This window comes from Mesorhizobium sp. B2-4-19, from assembly GCF_006441315.1.
GTDB lineage: Bacteria > Pseudomonadota > Alphaproteobacteria > Rhizobiales > Rhizobiaceae > Mesorhizobium.
Window position 1 is genome coordinate 440,947 of the sequence record NZ_VFUV01000001.1, and the last position, 19,197, is coordinate 460,143.

18 protein-coding genes and 1 riboswitch are annotated in these 19,197 nt (G+C 64.3%); of the genes, 6 read left to right on the forward strand and 12 right to left on the reverse strand.

Features of this window, described 5'->3' with window-relative positions; all coding sequences use genetic code 11:
* Positions 1–5: 5 nt before the first annotated feature.
* Positions 6–545 carry an Lrp/AsnC family transcriptional regulator gene (locus tag FJ546_RS02085; RefSeq protein ID WP_140887676.1) on the reverse strand — a complete coding sequence of 180 codons (540 nt, stop codon included), beginning with the start codon at positions 543–545 and terminating at the stop codon, positions 6–8.
* Between the two features lie 48 nt (positions 546–593).
* Here FJ546_RS02085 and FJ546_RS02090 point away from each other — a divergent pair, with 48 nt between their 5' ends.
* The 4 genes from FJ546_RS02090 (at position 594) to dhaL (ending at position 4,307) form a co-directional block, all read left to right on the forward strand.
* Positions 594–1,769 (forward strand): MFS transporter, encoded by a 1,176-nt coding sequence (locus FJ546_RS02090; protein WP_140887677.1) that lies wholly within the window; start codon positions 594–596, stop codon positions 1,767–1,769.
* A 100-nt stretch (positions 1,770–1,869) separates the two neighbouring features.
* Positions 1,870–2,014: riboswitch (FMN riboswitch) on the forward strand.
* 77 nt (positions 2,015–2,091) lie between these two features.
* Entirely contained in the window at positions 2,092–2,565 is a 474-nt protein-coding gene (locus FJ546_RS02095; protein ID WP_140887679.1) for a 6,7-dimethyl-8-ribityllumazine synthase, read from the forward strand.
* Between the two features lie 68 nt (positions 2,566–2,633).
* Positions 2,634–3,647, forward strand: coding sequence for a dihydroxyacetone kinase subunit DhaK (locus tag FJ546_RS02100; RefSeq protein WP_181167777.1), 1,014 nt, complete (start codon positions 2,634–2,636; stop codon positions 3,645–3,647).
* 15 nt (positions 3,648–3,662) lie between these two features.
* Positions 3,663–4,307: a dihydroxyacetone kinase subunit DhaL gene (gene dhaL / locus FJ546_RS02105; protein WP_140887683.1), complete on the forward strand. Its 645-nt coding sequence runs from the start codon at positions 3,663–3,665 to the stop codon at positions 4,305–4,307.
* Here the strand turns inward: dhaL and FJ546_RS02110 are convergent.
* The gene (locus FJ546_RS02110) at positions 4,302–6,227 is read right to left on the reverse strand and encodes an autotransporter domain-containing protein (RefSeq protein WP_140887684.1); all 1,926 of its coding nucleotides are present in this window, start codon (positions 6,225–6,227) and stop codon (positions 4,302–4,304) included. The two genes, dhaL and FJ546_RS02110, sit on opposite strands and share 6 nt — an antisense overlap.
* 249 nt (positions 6,228–6,476) lie before the next feature.
* Between FJ546_RS02110 and FJ546_RS02115 the strand changes: the two genes are divergently transcribed.
* Positions 6,477–7,211: a FadR/GntR family transcriptional regulator gene (locus FJ546_RS02115; protein ID WP_246686713.1), complete on the forward strand. Its 735-nt coding sequence runs from the start codon at positions 6,477–6,479 to the stop codon at positions 7,209–7,211.
* Between the two features lie 79 nt (positions 7,212–7,290).
* On the opposite strand, the gene FJ546_RS02120 is transcribed toward FJ546_RS02115, so the two are convergent.
* Genes FJ546_RS02120 through FJ546_RS02130 form a run of 3 tightly spaced genes read right to left on the reverse strand, consistent with a single transcriptional unit; the run spans position 7,291 to position 9,338 of the window.
* Positions 7,291–7,734: an RpiB/LacA/LacB family sugar-phosphate isomerase gene (locus FJ546_RS02120; protein WP_096455674.1), complete on the reverse strand. Its 444-nt coding sequence runs from the start codon at positions 7,732–7,734 to the stop codon at positions 7,291–7,293.
* Positions 7,735–7,761: 27 nt separating this feature from the next.
* The gene (locus FJ546_RS02125) at positions 7,762–8,520 is read right to left on the reverse strand and encodes a triose-phosphate isomerase (RefSeq protein WP_140887686.1); all 759 of its coding nucleotides are present in this window, start codon (positions 8,518–8,520) and stop codon (positions 7,762–7,764) included.
* A gap of 47 nt (positions 8,521–8,567) precedes the next feature.
* Positions 8,568–9,338, reverse strand: coding sequence for a DeoR/GlpR family DNA-binding transcription regulator (locus FJ546_RS02130; protein WP_140887688.1), 771 nt, complete (start codon positions 9,336–9,338; stop codon positions 8,568–8,570).
* 275 nt (positions 9,339–9,613) lie between these two features.
* On the opposite strand from FJ546_RS02130, the gene fba reads away from it, so the two are divergent.
* Positions 9,614–10,678 carry a class II fructose-bisphosphate aldolase gene (fba, locus tag FJ546_RS02135; RefSeq protein ID WP_140887690.1) on the forward strand — a complete coding sequence of 355 codons (1,065 nt, stop codon included), beginning with the start codon at positions 9,614–9,616 and terminating at the stop codon, positions 10,676–10,678.
* A gap of 62 nt (positions 10,679–10,740) precedes the next feature.
* Here fba and FJ546_RS02140 read toward each other — a convergent pair whose 3' ends face one another.
* Genes FJ546_RS02140 through FJ546_RS02170 form a run of 7 tightly spaced genes read right to left on the reverse strand, consistent with a single transcriptional unit; the run spans position 10,741 to position 19,196 of the window.
* Positions 10,741–11,682: a TIM barrel protein gene (locus FJ546_RS02140; RefSeq protein WP_140887692.1), complete on the reverse strand. Its 942-nt coding sequence runs from the start codon at positions 11,680–11,682 to the stop codon at positions 10,741–10,743.
* Between the two features lie 49 nt (positions 11,683–11,731).
* On the reverse strand, positions 11,732–12,790 hold the full coding sequence (locus tag FJ546_RS02145) for a class II aldolase (protein ID WP_181167778.1): 1,059 nt from the start codon (positions 12,788–12,790) through the stop codon (positions 11,732–11,734).
* Positions 12,790–14,307, reverse strand: coding sequence for a glycerol-3-phosphate dehydrogenase (locus FJ546_RS02150; protein ID WP_140887695.1), 1,518 nt, complete (start codon positions 14,305–14,307; stop codon positions 12,790–12,792). The genes FJ546_RS02145 and FJ546_RS02150 overlap by 1 nt, the downstream gene beginning before the upstream one ends.
* Before the next feature lie 45 nt (positions 14,308–14,352).
* Positions 14,353–15,393 carry a 2-hydroxyacid dehydrogenase gene (locus tag FJ546_RS02155; protein ID WP_140887697.1) on the reverse strand — a complete coding sequence of 347 codons (1,041 nt, stop codon included), beginning with the start codon at positions 15,391–15,393 and terminating at the stop codon, positions 14,353–14,355.
* A 10-nt stretch (positions 15,394–15,403) separates the two neighbouring features.
* A complete protein-coding gene (locus tag FJ546_RS02160; protein WP_140887698.1) occupies positions 15,404–16,957 on the reverse strand; it encodes an FGGY-family carbohydrate kinase in 1,554 nt (517 codons plus the stop codon).
* The gene (locus FJ546_RS02165; protein WP_140887700.1) at positions 16,957–18,081 is read right to left on the reverse strand and encodes an ABC transporter ATP-binding protein; all 1,125 of its coding nucleotides are present in this window, start codon (positions 18,079–18,081) and stop codon (positions 16,957–16,959) included. Before FJ546_RS02165 ends, FJ546_RS02160 begins: the two co-directional genes overlap by 1 nt.
* Complete coding sequence (locus FJ546_RS02170) at positions 18,078–19,196, reverse strand: ABC transporter ATP-binding protein (RefSeq protein ID WP_140887702.1); 1,119 nt, start codon at positions 19,194–19,196, stop codon at positions 18,078–18,080. The genes FJ546_RS02165 and FJ546_RS02170 overlap by 4 nt, the downstream gene beginning before the upstream one ends.
* Position 19,197 lies beyond the last annotated feature (1 nt).

Sequence of the window (19,197 nt, forward strand, 5' to 3'; positions counted from 1 at the left end):
GCCGGCTAGTACAACGGCTTGCTCATGTGCCCCGGCGTCGGCCACTTGTCGGTGATGCCGGGCTGCACCGGCCGCTCGAGATAGGTCGACAGCACCACATAGCTGCGCGTCGAGGTGACGCCCGGCGTTTCGTAGAGGCGAGCAAGCAGGCCTTCCAGCGCCCTCGTATCTTCCGTGCGGACCTTCAGCAACATGCAGGTATCGCCGGCGACGGTGTGGATCTCCTCGACTTCCGGATACTGCGAAACCGCCATCAGCTCCGGGGTCTTGCCCCAGCCCCTGGTGTCGATATGCACGAAGGCGAGCAGCGGCTTCTTCACCGCCTTGGGATCGATGATCGCTGCCGTGCCGCGAATGGCGCCGCTGCGCCGAAGACGTTTGACCCGTTCATGCGCGGCGGGCGGCGAAAGCCCGACGCGATCACCAAGTTCGGCATAGCTGACCGTCGCGTCGTCAACGAGAACGCCTAATATTTTTCGGTCAATTGCATCGACGTCGCGGGGCGCTGGTGTGTTCCGCAGAATGCCATCTGTTTCTTCATCCATCTCGACAATCCTGATTGCCACGGAATTTAATACGGCCATTATGGTGATATGTCGAACAGCAATCAAGCCGCCGCCCTGCCAGCAGACGCCAGGCCGCCGATCCCGGCCCTCGCCTATCTGTTGACCGGATGCATCGCCGTAATCGGCTCGAATTCGCTGGTCCTGGGGCCCATAGCCCCGGCCGTGGCATCGTCCTTCTCATGCAGCGTCCCGACCGTGATGATCGCGGCGGCCGCCTTTGGCCTCGGAACCTCGGCGAGCGCCCTGTTCTTGGCCCGCTACATCGACCGGCTCGGCGCCCGCCGGATGCTGCAAGGGGCATTGCTGTTGCTGGCCATTGCTCTCGTCGCCAGCGCGGCAGCACCGACGGTGATGATGCTTGTCGCGGCGCAACTGATCGCCGGCATCGCCGCCGGCGTCGCCATGCCGGCGATCTATGCCAGTTCAGCGGCGATCGCGCCGCCCGGCCGCGAAAGCGGCACCATCGGCGTGGTGCTGACCGGATGGACGCTCAGCATGGTGGCCGGCGTTTCGCTCTCGGCCGTGCTTGCCGATCTCGTGCATTGGCGCGCCGTATTCGCCGCCGTCGCGGTGCTGGCAGTGCTGGCGCTGGCCAGCCTCACCATGACGTCGCTGAGCGACATCAGGAAGAGCGGCCCGGCACCAACGCCGCTGGCGGCGCTCGGCATTCCCGGCATTGTGCCGCTTCTCATCGCCTGCGCGGCCTTCATGACCGCCTTCTACGGTGTCTATGGCTATCTCGGCGACCACCTGCACAGCGGACTGGGCAAGCCGGTGAGCGCCAATGGCTGGGCCGCGCTCGCTTACGGCATAGGCTTCGGCACGGCTGCCCTCCTCGATGGCGCGATCGATCGCCTGGGCGCCCGCCGCGTCATGCCGTTCGCCTATCTTCTTGTCGCGGCCGTCTATGTCGCCATTGCCGCGACGAGCAACAGTTTCGGCCTGACGCTCGCCATGGTGGCTATCTGGGGGCTTGCCAATCATTTCGGATTGAATGTTCTGGTGATGCGGCTGTCGGCGCTCGATCCCTCGCAGCGCGGCACGATCATGGGCCTGAACAGCGCCGTGACCTATCTCGCGGTCTTTATCGGCACCACCGGCTTCGGGCCGATCTATTCCAGCTTCGGCTTTGCCGTCTGTGCGATGGTTGCGGCGCTGCTGATGCTGGTTGCCGCAGCGGCTGCCGCGTGGCGCACACGATAGAGCGGCTCTTCACGGAATTGCGCCAGGCGACAGAACGTGATTGGCCACCGGCCTGTCGCCTGGTTGACATCGGCACCCCTGCCCTTCCATACAGAGGCGTCAATGTTCTCAGGGCGGGGTGAAAATCCCCACCGGCGGTAATGGTTTCGGCCAAAGCCCGCGAGCGCTTTCCGAAATCGGAAAGGTCAGCAGATCCGGTGTGATCCCGGAGCCGACGGTTACAGTCCGGATGAAAGAGAACGAAACGGAAAACGGACCGCTCCGGCGGGCCGGATTGCGTATCGTGCGTCCTGATTCTGGTTCGAAACGGAAGGATGGACCCATGAATCAGCATTCCCACAAAGACTATGAAACTGTTCGCATCGCCGTCATCCGCGCGCGCTGGCATGCGGATATCGTCGATCAGTGCGTCAACGCCTTCGTGGTGGAACTGGCCGACATCGGAGGCGACCGCTTCGCCGTCGATGTCTTCGATGTGCCCGGCGCCTACGAAATCCCGCTGCACGCCAAAACCTTGGCTGAGACCGGCCGCTATGGCGCGATCCTCGGCACGGCCTTCGTCGTCAATGGCGGCATCTACAGGCATGAGTTCGTCGCCAGCGCCGTCATCGACGGCATGATGAACGTGCAGTTGTCGACCGGCGTTCCGGTGCTTTCGGCGGTGCTGACGCCGCACAATTATCACGACAGCGCCGAGCACCATCGCTTCTTCTTCGAGCACTTCACCGTCAAGGGCAAGGAGGCGGCCAGGGCCTGCGTGGAAATTCTCGCGGCGCGGGAAAAGATCGCGGCATGAAATCTTCCCGGCCGGGTGGAAATCGCGATAACACCCGGTAGTATTTGCGAAATACCGAGTTCGGGAGGATGCCGGTGCAGACCAAGAAGATCATCAATGACGGCAACCGCGCCGTCGACGAAATGCTCGAAGGGATCCTCGCCGCGCATCCTCGCCACCTCAGGAGCGCGGACGGCAGTCCGCGCTCGATCATCGCCCGCGACGGGCCACGGCCCGGCAAGGTCGGGCTGGTGATCGGCGGCGGTTCCGGCCATGAGCCGACCTTTCTCGGCTTTGTCGGCAAGGGATTGGCGGATGCGGCGGCGATCGGCAATGTCTTTGCCTCGCCGCCGCCCGATCCGATCCTCGAATGCGCCAAGGCGGCCAGCGGCGGCGCCGGTGTCTTGTTCATGTATGGTAACTATGCCGGCGACGTGATGAATTTCGACATGGCGGCCGAGATGGCTGCGATGGACGACATCGAGGTGCGCACGGTGCTGACCACCGACGACGTCGCCTCGGCGCCGCGCGGCCAGCGGCAGAAGCGCCGTGGCGTCGCCGGCAATTTCTTCATCTTCAAAGCGGCCGGTGCGGCCTGCGACCGGATGCTCTCCCTGGACGAGGTGGAGCGCATCGCGCGCAAGGCCAACGACCACGCCTTCACCATGGGCGTGGCGCTGTCGCCCTGCTCGCTGCCGCAGACAAGGCGGCCGAATTTCGAGATCAGCGCGGACGAAATGGAGATCGGCATGGGCATCCATGGCGAACCCGGCATCGCCCGCGGCAAGCTCGGGACCGCCGACGCGATCACCGACGAGATGCTGGACAAGATTTTCGCCGAGATGGCGCCGAAGCGCGGCGACAAGGTCGCGGTGCTGATCAATTCGCTCGGCTCGACGCCGCTGATGGAGCTCTACATCATGAACCGGCGGGTCAAGCAGCGGCTCGACGACATCGGTGTATCCATTCATGTGACCTGGGTCGGCAATTACTGCACCTCGCTGGAAATGGCCGGCGCCTCGGTGACGCTTTTCCATCTCGATGATGAATTGCAGACCATGCTCGACCACCCCTGCGACTGCGCCATGTTCCGTGCCGGCTGACGAAAGAGCGCTCCCGTGACCATCGACGCCGCTGACCTGAAAAGAATGTTCGATACGATCGCGGTGGCGATCGAGGCCGACAAGGACCGGCTCTGCCAGCTCGACGGCGTCATTGGCGACGCCGATCATGGCATTGCCATGGCGCTCGGCTTCAATGCCGTGCGCGATGCGCTGGGCTCGCTCGACCTCGCGGCGACCGAGCCGACGGCGTTGCTCAACACGGCGGCGAAATCGTTCCTCAACGCCGTCGGCGCGTCCTCGGGCCCGCTCTATGCGACGGCCTTCATGCGCGGCGGCGCCGCCGTCAAGGGCAAGGCGACGCTGGCGGACGCGGACTTCACCGCCCTGTTCCAGGCCATGGCACAAGGCATCAAGGATCGCGGCAAGGCCGAACCGGGCGAAAAGACGATGGTCGATGCCTGGCAACCGGCGGCCGAAGCGGTCGCCGCGGCCACTGTAGCCGGCAAGACCTTGGCTCAGTGTCTCGAGGCGGCCCTTGCCGCCGCCGAGCGTGGGGCGGAAGCAACCAAGGACATGATCGCCGCCAAGGGCCGCTCCTCGCGGCTCGGCGAGCGATCGCTCGGGCATATCGACCCCGGCGCGGCATCGGCCGTCACCGTGATCGGCGCGATGCGCAAGGGTCTGGCTTCGGATCTATAGCTTCAAATCGAAGCTGACCTTGAAGGCTTGTCCCTGGGCGTCCTTGGCGATCTGCCCGGAATAGGACGCGCCGAGCGTGGCATTGGACGACAGGGAGACATCCAGTCCGGCTTCGACCGCCAGCGCGTCCCTGGCGATCGGCACGCCCGAGATGGTAAAGGATGCCCCGGTATTGAAGGCCAGATCGGCGGTCGAACCGACGTCGCCATAAGCGTGCTGCCAGCCCAGCATGCCGTGCAGGGCGGTCTTGGTCGCCCCTGTGTCGAACCGGGTCGAAGCGCGAACGCCAAATGTCGAGAAGGTGTTCTCGGTCGTCGTCTTCTGTGCCGTCAGCGCTGACGTCGTGCCGCCGGTCTCGGCGAAACCATCGGTGTTCAGTTGGACATAGGCGAGGTTGGCGAAGGGTTCGAAGGCATTGCGGCCGATGTCGAACCGATAGGCCAGTTCGCTGAAAGCCTGCGCCGTCGCGGCATTATGGCCGGCGGAGAGCTGTTCGCTGAAGGCAGGGAAGACCACGCTGCGCCTGGTCTCGATGTCATGCCAGCCATAGATCGCGCCGGCGCGGAAACCGAACTGGCCCAATTGCGTGCCGGCATAGAGACCGAGATTGTAGTTGTCGCTCGAGCCGGATGAAGCGCGGTCGGTGACATCGAAGCGCGAATGACTGTAACCGCCGAGCACGCCAACTCGCCAGTTTCCGACCGGCGCGTCGGCGCCGCCGATGAATCCAGTCGTGTTGCGGCCGAAGGCGGCGGCATCGCCGGAGTCGTTCGCATCGCCCGTCATCGCAAGCGCCTGGCTCCAGATCACGATGCCGTCGGCATTGGCGGGCGCGGCGTGCGAGCCGTAGGTGTCGATGCTGGCGGTGGTCAGGACGGGCGCGGAGACCGCGTCGAAGGCGGAGCGAATCCGGCTGTTCGCGGCGTCCCGCGCGAAGCGGCTGTCCTCGACAAGCGCGCCGTTGATGTCGGCGTGGATCTCGCCGGAAAGCGCGTTTCCGTAGGGGCGCAGATAGCGATAGAAGCCGACCGCCTCAACGGTGGGGTCGCTCTCCAGCGCTTCCCGATTGAGGATGTACATCGACCAGCCATCCTTCGTCTGGTTGAAGGAAAGCCCTTCGACTTCCTGCTCGCGACCGATCTTCAAATTGCCGAGATTCTCGACTTCGCCGGTCTTGAGGTTCGCCCGGTAGATGATCTTCTGATCATTGTCAGTCGAAAAATACATCCAGCCGTCGAGCAACTTGCCGCCCTGTGCCTGGTCGATCTTTTGCGTCAGCGGGATGTATTCCTTGAAGCTCCAGTCCGACAGATTGTAGACGGCTATCTCCGTCGCATCCTCATAGGCCATGCCGTAGCCCAGCCCGTTCTTGGCGTCGACGGCCACCCAGCTGGCGATATCATGGATGCCGTGAGGCGGATTAAGCGAAAAGGCCTGGCCGGTGAAGCTGAGGTCGCTGGCGCGATACACCGCGAAAACCGGGTTTTCATACTTGCCGCCGGTGACCGGATCACGCTTGCTCGAATCCAGCGAGATGTAGAGAAGCCCGTCGGCATAATCGATGTCGCCGATATGGTTCAGGCCGATGTCGGAATATTGGGACGGAAGCTTGAGGGCATCGGGAATGGCAGGCGAGACCCTCAGCGACGGGTTGTAGTTCCTGTCCGTACGCTCGAGAATATTGGTGCCGGAGAAGTACCAGTTCGTGCCGTCCGTCGTCACACCCTGCTGCTTTGAGGGTATGGCGCTGCCGGTGAAGGTCGTCTTCTCGACCATGATCCAGGGCTCCACGGCAAATGCCGGCACCGATGTCACGGCAAGCGCGCTGGACACGAAGATGCAGGAGCTTATGGTTTTCGGAAGGCGAGCCGCTCCCTTCGGGGCGGCTTTGCTGGCGTGATCGATCATCTTGGGAGACATTTTCTGGCGCGTTCCTGTTGGTGTTTATGATCGACGGCTCGACGCGCACGACATCGGCCAACGACGGTGGCGGCCGTCGCCGATGGCAAGACGCGAGATTTTGTGGTTCTTCGGGTGCTATCTGCGTGTGGTTCGTCGATCGCTCTGGCGGGGAGTTCAACGATGTGCTCACTAGGGTGGGCACGTGACAATCATATGAATAATGGGAATAGTATGAAGAATTTAACAGCCCACCCCAGGGCATCCCGGATGACGTCGCGTATGGCCGGCTCGTCCCATTCCGGCCTCCACGCCAGGCTGCTCAACGAAATCGGCCTCAGCATCGTGCGCGGCGAATTGATCCCGGGCGACCAGTTGCCGAACGGCGACGATTGGAGCGCCTCCTACGGCGCGAGCCGCACCGGCCTGCGGGAAGTCGTCAAGGTACTGGCGGGCAAGGGCATGGTGGAAATGCGCCCCCGGACCGGAACCAGGGTGCGCCCGCGCAAGGATTGGAATTTCCTCGACCCGGATGTGCTCTTGTGGCGTTTCGGCTCGAGAACGACGGCCGAGGAGGCGCGTTCCCTGTTCGAACTGCGCCGCGCGATCGAGCCTACGGCCGGGGCCTTGGCGGCGGAGCGCGCCAGCCCGGAGCAGATTGCCGAATTGCGGGCACTCCTGGCGGAGATGGAACAGGCCGGCGATGACGGCGAACGCTTCGCGGTACCGGATCTGGCCTTCCACCAGGCGATCCTTCATATGTCGGGCAATGAGCTGATCGGTTCGCTGGCGGCCTTGATCGAGACGGCGCTGGTGATCAGCTTCCGGCTTTCGGACGACAATCCAGACGGTCAGCGCCACTCGCTCAGCCTGCACCGGCAGATTGTCGAGAACATCGAAAAGCGCGACCCGGCAGCCACCAGCAAAGTGCTGATCGACCTGCTGGACGGAGCGGAAGAGGACGTGCGGCGTTCCCTCGCGGCCAGGCTCGGCAGGCAGAAATAAAGCCGACAGCGCCGCATGCCGGCCCGGTACGCCAGGATCGTACTTTTCTCAGCCTATGCCGCAGGCTTGCCCGCGCGGATCATGCGGGTTTCGCCGCGTCGAGCCTGTTGATCGCCTGGACATTGCCGGCCGAGGGACCTTGTTCGTCGAACTCGGAGGCAAGCCACGTATCGACGATCGCCTTGGCCAGTTCGGGGCCGATGACGCGGGCGCCCATGGTGATGATCTGCGCGTTGTTGGATTTCGCCGCGCGCTCGGCCGAATAGGTGTCGTGGGTGAGCGCGGCGCGGATGCCCGGCACCTTGTTGGCCGAGATCGAGACACCGATGCCGGTGCCGCAGAACAGGATGCCGCGATCGTTCTCGCCGTCGATGATGGTCTGGGCGAGTTTTTGCGACAGGTCGGCATAGTAGCCGGCCTGGCTGAGATCGCTGACCGTCAGGCCGGATTTGGTGGCAAGGTGGGCGGCGATGACGTCGAGCAGCGGTTTGCCGGCGCTGTCGGCTCCAATGGCTATTTTCATGGTTTTCCCTTTCCGGTTCGGATGATTTCAGATCGCCGCCGAGGCGCGGCCGAGAATGTCGATGTAGCCGTCCGCCTGCCAGGCGAAGCGGCCGATGAAGAGGCCGTCAATATTGGGCTGGCCGACCAGTTCGGCGGCATTGCCGGGATTGACGCTGCCGCCATAAAGCACCGGCGGCAGCGACGGCAGCAGACCGCCGGCCACTGTCTTGATCAATGCCTGCTGCTTGTCGGCATAGTCGGCGCTGGCCGGAATGCCCTTGTCGCCGATCGCCCAGACCGGCTCGTAGGCGAAGAGGATTTTCGCGCCCTTCGCCTCGCCTTCAAGGAATTGCAGCGCGCCCTCGACCTGGGCGCTCAGCACGGCGTCGGCCTGCCCGTTTTCGCGCTCGGCCAGCGTCTCGCCGACACAGATCAACGGGATCAACCCGTGCTTCACGGCGGCCGCCGTTTTCAGGCCAACCGTGCGATCGGTTTCGCTGAAATGCTCGCGCCGTTCGCTATGGCCGAGTTCGACCAGATCGAGCCCGCAATCCCTCAGCATCAGCGGCGAGATCTCGCCGGTCCAGGCGCCGGCGTCGGCCCAATGCATATTCTGGGCACCGACCTTGATGCGCGTCGACGACAGCGCCCGCTTGACCTCGCGCACCCCCGTGAAGGGCGGTATGACGAAGGGCTGGATGCGGTCGTCGAAACCGGGGATGAAGCCGGCCAGGCGCTGCGCGAAATCCAGCGCCTCGGCGAGCGTCTTGTTCATCTTCCAGCTAGTACCGACCCAGTAGACCACGCGTGCTGCTCCTTAATTTTGCTGATCACGATCTCCCGATGCCGGGATCATGATCCCTTGTCGACCACCGTCAGCGAGACGCCGGCGGCATCCAGCACCGCGCGCACGCCCGGCTCGGGTGCGCGGCCGGTGAAGACCGTGTCGAATGCGCTGAGATCAGTCAGGAAATGCAGCGCCGTGCGGCCGAACTTGCCGTGATCGACCAGCAGATATTTGCGGGTCGCCGCCGCCATCATCAGCCGCTTGGCCTGCACCACCTCCTGATCCTGGTGGAAGGCGGAAGCGCCATGGATGGCCGAAGACGACAGGAAGGCGACGTCGGCGCGCAGCGATTTGAGCGAAGCCTCGGCCAGCAGGCCGAAGAAGCCGTGGAACTTCTTGCTGTATTGGCCGCCGAGCGCGATCAGGTTGATCCCCACGACGCCGGCCAGTTCCTGGATGACGGCCAGATTGTTGGAGATCACCGTCAGCGGCCGCAGATCGGCGAGATGGTGCGCAATGCCACCCGCCGTCGAGCCGTCATCGACGATCACCGTCTGGCCAGGTTCGATCATGGCCACGGCAGCCGCCGCCAGACGCTGCTTTTCCTCGGTCGCCTGCTTCTGCCGGTAGCGGAAGTCGCTTTCGAACAGGCTGCTCGGCTGGATCGAAGCGCCGCCGCGCACCTTGCGCAGGAAACCGCTTTCCTCGAGCTCGTCGAGGTCGCGATGCACGGTCATCTTCGAGACGCCAAAGCGCAAGGCGAGATCGTCGACGCCGGCCTGACCGGCGTCCATCAGAAACTCCATGATGCCTTGCCGCCTGATGTCGCTCTTCATTGCCGCTGACCGCCAACGCCGAAGCGCGGCTGCTTGATCGGAGTTCAGAGATATAACAGCTATCATCGCAAAAGTATCAAATCTTTTGTGATAATGGGATAAATTCTTGGGATATCCCGCTTGCCTCGATCGCGGCGCTGTAACAAGAATTGCTGGCGGGACGGCCGGTGACGGTTGCGGTTGCGCGGAAATCCGGCCAGAAGCATCGGTGGGCTGGACGATGCGCGGACAGTCCGCAACCATCAGGTTTGAAACCAGATACGGGAGACTATTCGTTGGCTCGCATCACATTGAGACAATTGCTCGATCACGCCGCCGAATACGGCTATGGCGTGCCGGCCTTCAACATGAACAACATGGAGCAGGGCCTCGCCATCATGGAGGCGGCGGAAGAGACCAAATCGCCTGTTATCCTGCAGGCAAGCCGCGGTGCGCGTGCCTATGCCAATGACGTGGTGCTGGCCAAGCTGATCGACGCGCTGGTCGAGATCCATCCCGACATCCCGGTCTGCATGCATCTCGATCACGGCAACAACGAAGCCACCTGCGTCACCGCGATCCAGTACGGCTTCACCTCGGTGATGATGGACGGTTCGCTCAAGGAAGACGGCAAGTCGCCGGCCGACTACGCCTATAATTCCGGCATCACCAAGCGCGTCGTCGACATGGCGCATTGGGGTGGCGTGTCCGTCGAAGGCGAGATCGGCGTGCTGGGATCGCTGGAGAGCGGCGGCGGCGAGCAGGAAGACGGCCACGGCGTCGAAGGCGCGATCAGCCACGACCAGCTTTTGACTGACCCCGAACAGGCGGTCGAGTTCGTCAAGGACACCCATGTCGACGCGTTGGCGGTTGCCATGGGCACCAGCCACGGCGCCTATAAATTCTCGCGCAAGCCGGACGGCGCGGTGCTGGCGATGAACGTCATCGAGGAGATCCATCGCCGCCTGCCGAACATGCATCTGGTCATGCACGGTTCGTCCTCGGTGCCGGAGGACCTGCAGGAGATCATCAACAAATATGGCGGCCAGATGAAGCCGACCTGGGGCGTGCCGGTGGAGGAAATCCAGCGCGGCATCAAGCATGGCGTGCGCAAGATCAACATCGACACCGACAACCGCATGGCGCTGACCGGAGCGATCCGCAAGGTGCTGACGGAAAACCCCAGCGAGTTCGATCCGCGCAAATACCTGACGCCGGCAATGGCCGCGATGCGCAAGCTCTGCAAGGAACGCTTCGAGCAGTTCGGCACCGCCGGCAACGCACCTAAGATCAAGCCGCTGCCGGTCGCCGAAATGGCCAAGCGCTACAAGTCGGGCAGCCTCGACCCGAAATTCGGCTGAGCTCCGGTCGATTGATCTGCTGAATTCAACGGGCAGGAGCCGCATCGGCCCCTGCCCGTTTTCTAACCGGCCTTTGGCAGAAGATCGGACCTGCCTGTCTCGATGAACGGCGCCCAGTAGTCGACGGACTCGCGGATCATGGCGACCACCTGATGGTCGACCGGCTCGCGCTCGCGGAACGACAGTTCGAGGCAGATCTCGTTGTCGGTGCCGCCGCCGCGCCGCACCGTGTCCAGCAGCTTTTGCGGCGTGATGCGGCCGTCCTTGTTGTAGGCTGATGTGAACGGCCAATGGCCGCCCTTGTTCATAGACGACTGCTTGATGTGGATGATCGGCGATTTCCTGGGAAAAGCTTCGGCCCAGGCGTACGGATCGATGTCGGCCGGATTGCTCGAGGTGACGTCGCCATGGTCGATGTCGACCATCATCTCCAGCGGGATCGCCATGCCTGCGTCGTCGATCGTACACTGCAGCAGCCGGCAATTCTCTATGGTGTGGCCGAACTCGCGGCCAACCGACATCGGCTCCCAGAACAGATAAGTCAGGCCGGCGGCTCTGGCATGCTCGGCGACCTCGCGCCAGCAGTCCAGCGCGATGTCGAACAACCGCGCGCGGCGCTGGGGGTCGTCAAAGTCGCGATGGGTGAAGATGGCGAACTGCGTGCCCATGCCGCCGGCGCCAAGCTCGGCCGAGATGTCGGCAAAGGTCTTGAACCAGTCGACATAGTAGCGACGCACATCGGCATCGGGGTGGCCGAAATGATTGAGCCTGCCGTAAGGACCCGTCATGCCGGACGTGACACGCACGCCGGTGCGGGCAAGTGCGCCGCGAAACAGGCGGACGAATTTGACGATCGTCGCGGCGGGCCAGCCGGGATTGATGAATTCATGCGTGAGCTGCACGTCCCTTATGCCGATCTCATAGGCGATGGTGTCGATCAGGTCGTCCGGATCGGCGAAGCGATTGACCAGCGGATTGGTGTTGAGGGAGAGCGTGAAGGCCAAGGCCGTTATCCCTCCCCGAAGCAAAGCAAGACATTGGAGCGGAACGCCGTCATTGCAGCGTCGCCCCTTCGCGGTTGAGTTGCTGGCGGTATTTCTCGGCGTCCCAGTTCAGCAGTTCGGCATTCTCCTTCGGACTGAGATAGTTGACGCGCGCGGCGCCATCGACGCGCGCGACGACATCGGCCAGGCAACGCGCCATCGCTTCGGCGCCGGCATTGGCATCCCGGCGCATCAGCACACCCTTGCCGGGAAAGAGGATGGATGTCGGCGCGGCTTCAGTGCGGGCAACGACCGTCGCCGCGTTCTCGCCGGGGCCGGCGATCACCGAGCCGACGCCAAGGAAGATCACATGATCCGGGTATAGGCTGCCGGAGGCGGCGATGCGGCAACTGGCGAGGTCGGTCGCAACGGCATGCGCAGCGGTCGAGGCCGGCAGCCGGTAGTCGCTGCCTGCGGCTAGCCTCAGCAGCGCATCGAGATCGGGCGTCGGAGCCGGACGCGGCTGCCGTGCGAGCAGCCCGGTCACTTGTTGCAGCAGCAAGGCTGCCTCGGCGACCGTATCGGCGGCGACCACCAAGCCGTGATTGCCAAGCACGAGCACGTTGGTCGCGGGCTTCAGCCGCTCGGCGATCGCCTGCGCCAGCGGCAGGCCGGGTCGGCGATAGGGCACGAAGGCCCAGTCGAGGCCGCGCAGGCGCCCCTCCAGCAAGGCTTCGGCATTGGCCTGCACGGCGATCGAGATCGTCTCCACGCAATGGACGTGAACCACGATCTTCTGCGGCAGCAGCGCGTGCACCGTCGTCTCGATGGAGGGCCGCAGCTGACGAGGGTTGAGGTCCGCCAGCGTGAACTGCCCCGCGGTCTCCGCCACCGGGCTGCGATGCGCCACGGCATCGAGCAACGGCGCCAGCGCGACCGGCACCATGATCTCGTCGTCGCGCGCGTTCTTCAGCCAGGTGCCCGACGCCTTTATCCACAGCACACCGGCCTGCTTGATGGAGGTGTTGCCGCCGGCGCCCTGAACCAGCAACGGGTCGGCGCCGATGCTGGCGGACAAGGAGCGCAGCATGCGGAATTCCGTGGTGCCAGTATCGACGGAATGGACCATCAGCCTGCCCTCGCCAGCCGGTTCGCGCACCAATGCTCGAAGGCCACCCTTTCCTCGGCGGACAGATGCAGGCCATGCTTGGTGCGCCGCTCGAGAATATCGGCTGACGTCACCGCCCATTCCCGGTCGAAGAGATAGGCGGCCTCGCGCTCGAAGAAATCCTTGCCGAAGCAGCGCCCGAGCTCATCGAGCGAACGCGCCGCGCCAACCAAAGCCCGTGTCCTAGTGCCGTAGAGCCGGCCGTAATGCTTCAGCAGGGATGCCGGCATCCAGGGATATTCGCCTGCGAGATCGCCGAGGAACTGTTCGAAATCGGCATTGGCGATATCGCCGCCGGGCAGATGCGCCTTCGCGGTCCAGGGCTTGCCCATTCTGGGAAAGAACGGCGCAATCCTGTCCAGCGCATGCTCGGCCAGTTTGCGGAAGGTGGTGATCTTGCCGCCGAAGACGGAGAGCAGCGGCGCCTGTGCGTCCGGCGCGTCGAGCTCGAAAATATAGTCGCGGGTCACAGCACTTGGGTTGTCGGCATTGTCGTCATAAAGCGGCCTGACGCCGGAGAACGAATAGGCGACATCGCCGCGCGCAAGGCCCCGCTTGAAATAGCGGTTGACCACCTTGATCAGGTAATCGATCTCGCTCTCATCCGCCGCCACGTCCTCGGGCCGGCCCTCATAGGGAATGTCGGTGGTGCCGATCAGAGCGAGATCGTTCTGATAGGGGTTGATGAAGATCACGCGCTTGTCGCTGTTCTGGATGAGATAGGCTTGCCGCCCCTCCCAGAATTTCGGCACGACGATGTGGCTGCCCTTGACCAGGCGCACGTTGCGCCTGGAGTTCTGGCCGGCAACGCGGTTGACGATGTCGTTGACCCAGGGGCCGGCGGCATTGATCAGCGCGCGCGCCCGGACCACCGTCCTGATACCCGTCCTGCCCTCCTGCATCTCAACAACCCACAGGCCGTTCTCGCGGCGGGCGGCGGTGCAGGCGGTGCGCGTGAAAACCGTGGCGCCCCGCTCGGCGGCGTCGAGCGCATTGATGACGACGAGGCGGGCATCATCGACCCAGCAGTCGGAATATTCGAAGCCGCGCCGGAAGGCATCCTTGATCGGCGCGCCCTCGGGCGCGGTGCGCAGGTTGAGCGTTCGAGTCGCCGGCAGCCGCTTGCGGCCGCCGAGATGGTCGTAGAGGAACAGGCCGAGCCGCACCAGCCAGGCCGGCCGGTCGTCGGGGCTGTGCGGCAGCACGAAGCGCATCGGCCAGATGATGTGCGGCGCCGATTCCAGCAGCACCTCACGCTCGATCAGCGCCTCCCGCACCAAGCGGAACTCGTAATATTCGAGATAGCGCAGGCCGCCATGGACGAGCTTGCCCGAGCGCGAACTGGTGCCTTCGGCGAGATCGTCCTTTTCGCACAGGATGACGGAAAGACCGCGGCCCGCTGCGTCGCGGGCGATGCCGGCGCCATTGACGCCGCCGCCGACAACGAAGAGGTCGACGATTTCCAGGCCGCCGTTCATGTCGCCGTAGCCTCGATGCCGGTTTGATGCGTCATGGCCACTGCCTCAGCACGGATTGACCGGAGGCAGGCCGGCGAGGTAGCGGCGCACCTCTTCGGCGGCCTGTTCGGCGGCATAAGTGACGGTGCGCACCGAGGCACCGGCGATGTGCGGCGTCAGCGTCACGTTGGGAAGCAGCAGCAAGGGCCAGTCCGACGGCACCGGCTCGACCGCGAACGTCTCCAGCATGGCGCTGGCGATCTGTCCTGAAACCAGCGCCTCGTAGAGCGCGTCATAGTCGACCAGCGGCCCGCGCGCGGTGTTGATGAGAATCACGCCCGGTTTCATCAGCGCGATGGTGTCCTTGCCGATGAGGCCGCGCGTCTCCTCGGTCACCCGGGGATGCAGCGTGACCACGTCGGAGCGGACGAGCAGATTGTCCAGAGCGACGAGTTCGACACCGGCATTGCGATCGTCCGCGCTCAACTGCACATAGGGGTCGCAAACCAGGACGTGGCAGCCGAAGGCGCGCAGCAGCCGAACGACCTTGGTGCCGATGTTGCCGTAGCCGATGACGCCGACGGTCATTTCGCTGAGCTCGCGGCCGGTGCGGTCGGCGCGGTAGAGGTCGCCACGCCATTCGCCCTTGCGCAAGGCCTCGTGGCCGACCCGGATCAGCCGTGTCTCGGCCAGGATGGCGCCAAGGGTGAACTCAGCCACGGCACTCGCGTTGCGGCCGGGCACATTAACCACGGTGATGCCGTGCACCCTGGCCGCCGCCATGTCGATATTGATCGGTCCGCCGCGCGAAACCGCGACCAGTCTAAGCGCCGGCAAGCGCCGCATCATGGCCTCCGACAGGGGCGCCAGCTGGGTGACGAGGATCTCGGCATCGCCGATGAAATCAACGACCTCGTCGGGATGGCCGAAATACTCCTTGACCTTGTCGAGGCCGAGCGCCGGATTGCCGAATTCCATCGGTTCATCGGGCCAGGCCGTCTGCAATGTCCTGATATCGAGGTCACCGCGCGAGACTTTCTCGATTTCGGCGCGAAACACCTGCGGAAGCATGAAGTTGTCGCCAATGATCGCTATTTTCTTACGCATACTCGACTTCTCAATTTGCCTGCACTGAAGCCATCGCGCGCCAGACAGGCCGCAACGCCTGGTGCGCCAACATGTAGGACGGGGTCATCTTGTCGTAGATCGCGGCGAGGTTCCGGTCGCTCGGCTCGGCCTCGCCAAGCAGCGGCGTCACCCATTCGCCGACGCACGCATCCATGGACGGGTAGAGACCCACGCAGACCGCGGCGATCATTGCCGCGCCCGCAGCGCCCGCCTCCTCGCGCGCGCTGGTGCGGATATCGGCCCCCACCGCCGCCCCCAGGATCTTGCGCAGCGCCGGGCTTCTGGCAGCGCCGCCGGTGAGGCGGACTTCGCGCGGCAGCGGCCCCATGGCGGCGTAGCAGTCGCGTGCCGCGAAGGCCAAGCCTTCGAAGACGGCGCGGACAAGGTCGGCATAGCCGTGCCGCGAGGAAATGCCGACGAAGCCGGCCCTGGCATTGGCATCGACGAATGGCCCCCGCTCACCGGCTTCCGACACATAGGGCTGATAGAGCAGCGAGGCCGGCTGCGCGGCCGCGATCCAGGCATCGACCAGCGCGATCATCTCGCCATTGCTGCGCGAAATGCCTTGCGAGGCGAGAATGCCCGAGGCGAGCCCAAGCACCCAATCGATGTTGAGCGTCGCCGCCATGTTGGATTGCATCTGCGCGAACACGCCGGGCGCCGGCATCGCCATCGTATAACCGGTCGCCGCCTCGTTCAGTTGCACGTCGTCAGGGGTTTCGGCCAGCCGCATATGCATGCCGGTGGAACCGATGATCGAGCAGCCGGGCTTGCGCTCGCGGTCGAGCAGGCCGGCGCCGAGCGCGGTGCAGACGACGTCGACATAGCCGAGCACGACCGGCGTGCCAGCCAGTATGCCGGTGGCATCGGCTGCCGCCTGCGACAGAGCGGTGCTGTGCCTGGTGCCATCGACGATCGGCGGCAGCAGATGTCTGAGATCGGTGACGCCGAGCACGTCGAGCACATCGTCGCTGTAGTCGCGGGTGTGGAAATCGCCGAAGGTGAAGGTGCCCTCGGACGGATCGGTGGCGCGTTCACCGGTCAGCTTGAAATAGAGCCAGTCCTTGCAATGGAATGCCGTTGCCGCCTTGCCAAGCATTTCGGGCATGGCGCGCTTCATGAAGACGAATTGCGAACCCTGCTGGCAGGCGGCGAGCCCGCTGCCGGTCTTCTCGAAGCGGAGCCGGTCCTCGGGCCGCGCGCGGATCTCCTCGACGATGGCCGCGGCGCGCGCGTCGAGCCAAAGCCAGCCCTTGGCGACCGGCTCGCCCCTGTCGTCGATCAGCCAGGTGCCGTCGCCCTGTCCAGTGACTGCTATCGCCACCGTCCGGTTGGCGAGATTGGGCACCTTGTCGGCGAGCTGGCGCAAGGTCGTGGCGGCATCGCTCCATGTGCGCGCCAGATCCTGTTCGGCGCCGCCGCCCGGCAGCGTTTCATAGTGGTTGGGCAACGCGGCGGCGGCAATCTGCCGGCCCGACGTGTCGAAGGCGATGGACTTGATGACGGAGGTGCCGGCGTCGATGCCGATCAGTATGTCGCGCATCACGCAAGCTCCATGCCGTGCGAGATCGCCTTGCCGCTCGCCTGGTCGAAGACATGCAGGTTTTTCGGATCGATGCTGACATTGATCGGCGCACCCAGATCGAGGCGGGTGCGGTCATGTTCGACCAGGACCAGCGAACCGCCGGCGAAGTCGGCGGCGATGTGGGTCTGGTCGCCGAGCCATTGGTTGGCCGAGACCCTGGCGGGAACACCCTCCTTCGAGCGTCGGACCGCGTAAGGCCTGATGCCGATAACCACCCGCTCGCGACTGAGCAATTGATCGCGAACCGCAGCGCTGAAGGCGTCCTTGTCGTAGTCCAACGACAGGCCGTCGGGCAGCTTGAGATTGATGCGGCCGGCGGCGGTTGCGACATAGGCCTCGAAGACGTTCATCGGCGGCTCGCCGACGAAGGTGCCGGTGAACAGGTTCGCCGGGCGTTCCTTGATCCGGTCCGGCGTGTCGAACTGCTGCAGCACGCCGCCTTCCATCACCGCGATGCGGTCGGCAAGCGCATTGGCTTCGGTCTGGTCGTGGGTGACCAGGATCGCCGTCAGGCCGCGCTCCTTGATGAAATGCTTGATGCGGCCGCGCAGCACGGCGCGAAGCTGCGGTTCGAGCTGTCCCATCGGCTCGTCCAGCAGATGCAGGTCGGCCTCGCGGATCAGTGCCCGGCCAAGGCTGGCGCGCTGCTGCTGGCCGCCGGAAATCGAACTCGGATAGCGCTCCAATATGTCCTCGATCTCGAGCAATTTGGCGATGCTGGCGACCTTGACGTCGACTTCGCTTTTCGGCAACCGGGCAGCCTTGAGCGCAAAAGCCATATTCTCGCGCACGGTCAGCGGCGGATAGAGCGAATAGCCTTCGAAGGCCATCGCCACATTGCGCTTGACCGGCGGCAAGGTGTGCACCTGACGGCCACCGACCGAGATGGCGCCGCGCGACACCTCCTCGAAACCGGCAATCATGCGCAGCGTCGAGGTCTTACCGCAGCCGGACGAGCCAAGCAGGGCGACGATCTCGCCCTTGCCGATTTCCATCGTCAGGTTCTTGACCGCATGCACGCCGCGATCGATCGGGCCGTAAAATTTGTCGACACCTGATATGGTGAGCGCGCTCTGGCTCATGCCGCTTCTCCATTGCGCAAGGCGACGACGTTCTTCGAACCGAGGCGGTCGCCGCTGGCGTGATCGAACAGCAAGGCGCTGTTGCCGTCGACAGCGATATGAGCCTTGCCCTCGCTGCGGCCCGGCGTTCCGGCCGGGCGCGAGACCAGGATCTCGCGGCCGCGCACGGTGCGCACAAGCGTGACGATCTTTTCGTTGAGCGGCGTCTCGGCTTCGACCGTGACCGGAATGGCACCCGGGATGCCTTCTTCGACGAAGCTCAGCGCTTCCGGCCGCAGACCGATGACGCAATCCCTGCCGACCGCCGTGTCGTAGGCGCCGGCCAGATGGACCTGGACGTTGGACAGGCCGACATAGATCCCCCTTGTATCCCGCGCGGGCTTGACGTCGAGCAGATTGATGGTGGGGTCGCCGAACAGCCGCGCGATCTCGATACTGGCCGGCTCGCGATAGATCTGCTCGGGCGTGCCGAGCTGCCGGATGACGCCCTGTGACATGACGGCAATACGATCGCCGAGCGCCATGGCTTCCTTGTAATCCTGGGTGACGTAGACGACGGTGGCGCCGCGATCGGCAAGCAGGCGCGGCAGTTCGAGCCGCATCTCGAAACGCAGCTTGGCATCGACATTGCGCAAGGGGTCGTCGAGCAACAGCAGCGGCGGCGAACCGACCAAAGCGCGGGCAAGTGCCGTGCGCTGCTTCTGGCCGTTGGAGAGCGCGCGCGGCTTGTGCGAGAGCACATGGGCGATCTTCAACAGCTTGGCGACGCTTTCGACGCCGGCCTTGATGGCGCCCGGCGAGGACCGCTTGGCCTCCAAAGGCGTCGCGATGTTGTCGAACGCGCTCATATGCGGAAACAGCGCGAAATTCTGGAACGCCATGCCGACGCCACGGAATTCCGCGTCGACATCGGTCATGTCGTCGCCGCCGATGAAGATCTTGCCCTCATCCGGATCGATGACGCCGGCGACCAGGCGCAGCAGCACCGTCTTGCCGGCCCCGGACGGGCCGAACAGGACAAGGGTTTCGCCGTCGGCAACCGTCAGTGACAGATTGTCGAGGACGGTCTGGCTCTTGTAGCGCTTGACGATGTTTTTGAGTTCTAGGCTGGCCATG

Coding starts and splice junctions, on each gene's coding strand:
- FJ546_RS02085 (WP_140887676.1), bottom strand. CDS start 545: ATGGATGAAGAAACAGATGGCATTCTGCGGAACACACCAGCGCCCCGC.
- FJ546_RS02090 (WP_140887677.1), top strand. CDS start 594: ATGTCGAACAGCAATCAAGCCGCCGCCCTGCCAGCAGACGCCAGGCCG.
- FJ546_RS02095 (WP_140887679.1), top strand. CDS start 2,092: ATGAATCAGCATTCCCACAAAGACTATGAAACTGTTCGCATCGCCGTC.
- FJ546_RS02100 (WP_181167777.1), top strand. CDS start 2,634: ATGCCGGTGCAGACCAAGAAGATCATCAATGACGGCAACCGCGCCGTC.
- FJ546_RS02110 (WP_140887684.1), bottom strand. CDS start 6,227: ATGTCTCCCAAGATGATCGATCACGCCAGCAAAGCCGCCCCGAAGGGA.
- FJ546_RS02115 (WP_246686713.1), top strand. CDS start 6,477: ATGACGTCGCGTATGGCCGGCTCGTCCCATTCCGGCCTCCACGCCAGG.
- FJ546_RS02120 (WP_096455674.1), bottom strand. CDS start 7,734: ATGAAAATAGCCATTGGAGCCGACAGCGCCGGCAAACCGCTGCTCGAC.
- FJ546_RS02130 (WP_140887688.1), bottom strand. CDS start 9,338: ATGAAGAGCGACATCAGGCGGCAAGGCATCATGGAGTTTCTGATGGAC.
- FJ546_RS02145 (WP_181167778.1), bottom strand. CDS start 12,790: ATGGTCCATTCCGTCGATACTGGCACCACGGAATTCCGCATGCTGCGC.
- FJ546_RS02150 (WP_140887695.1), bottom strand. CDS start 14,307: ATGAACGGCGGCCTGGAAATCGTCGACCTCTTCGTTGTCGGCGGCGGC.
- FJ546_RS02155 (WP_140887697.1), bottom strand. CDS start 15,393: ATGCGTAAGAAAATAGCGATCATTGGCGACAACTTCATGCTTCCGCAG.
- FJ546_RS02160 (WP_140887698.1), bottom strand. CDS start 16,957: ATGCGCGACATACTGATCGGCATCGACGCCGGCACCTCCGTCATCAAG.
- FJ546_RS02165 (WP_140887700.1), bottom strand. CDS start 18,081: ATGAGCCAGAGCGCGCTCACCATATCAGGTGTCGACAAATTTTACGGC.
- FJ546_RS02170 (WP_140887702.1), bottom strand. CDS start 19,196: ATGGCCAGCCTAGAACTCAAAAACATCGTCAAGCGCTACAAGAGCCAG.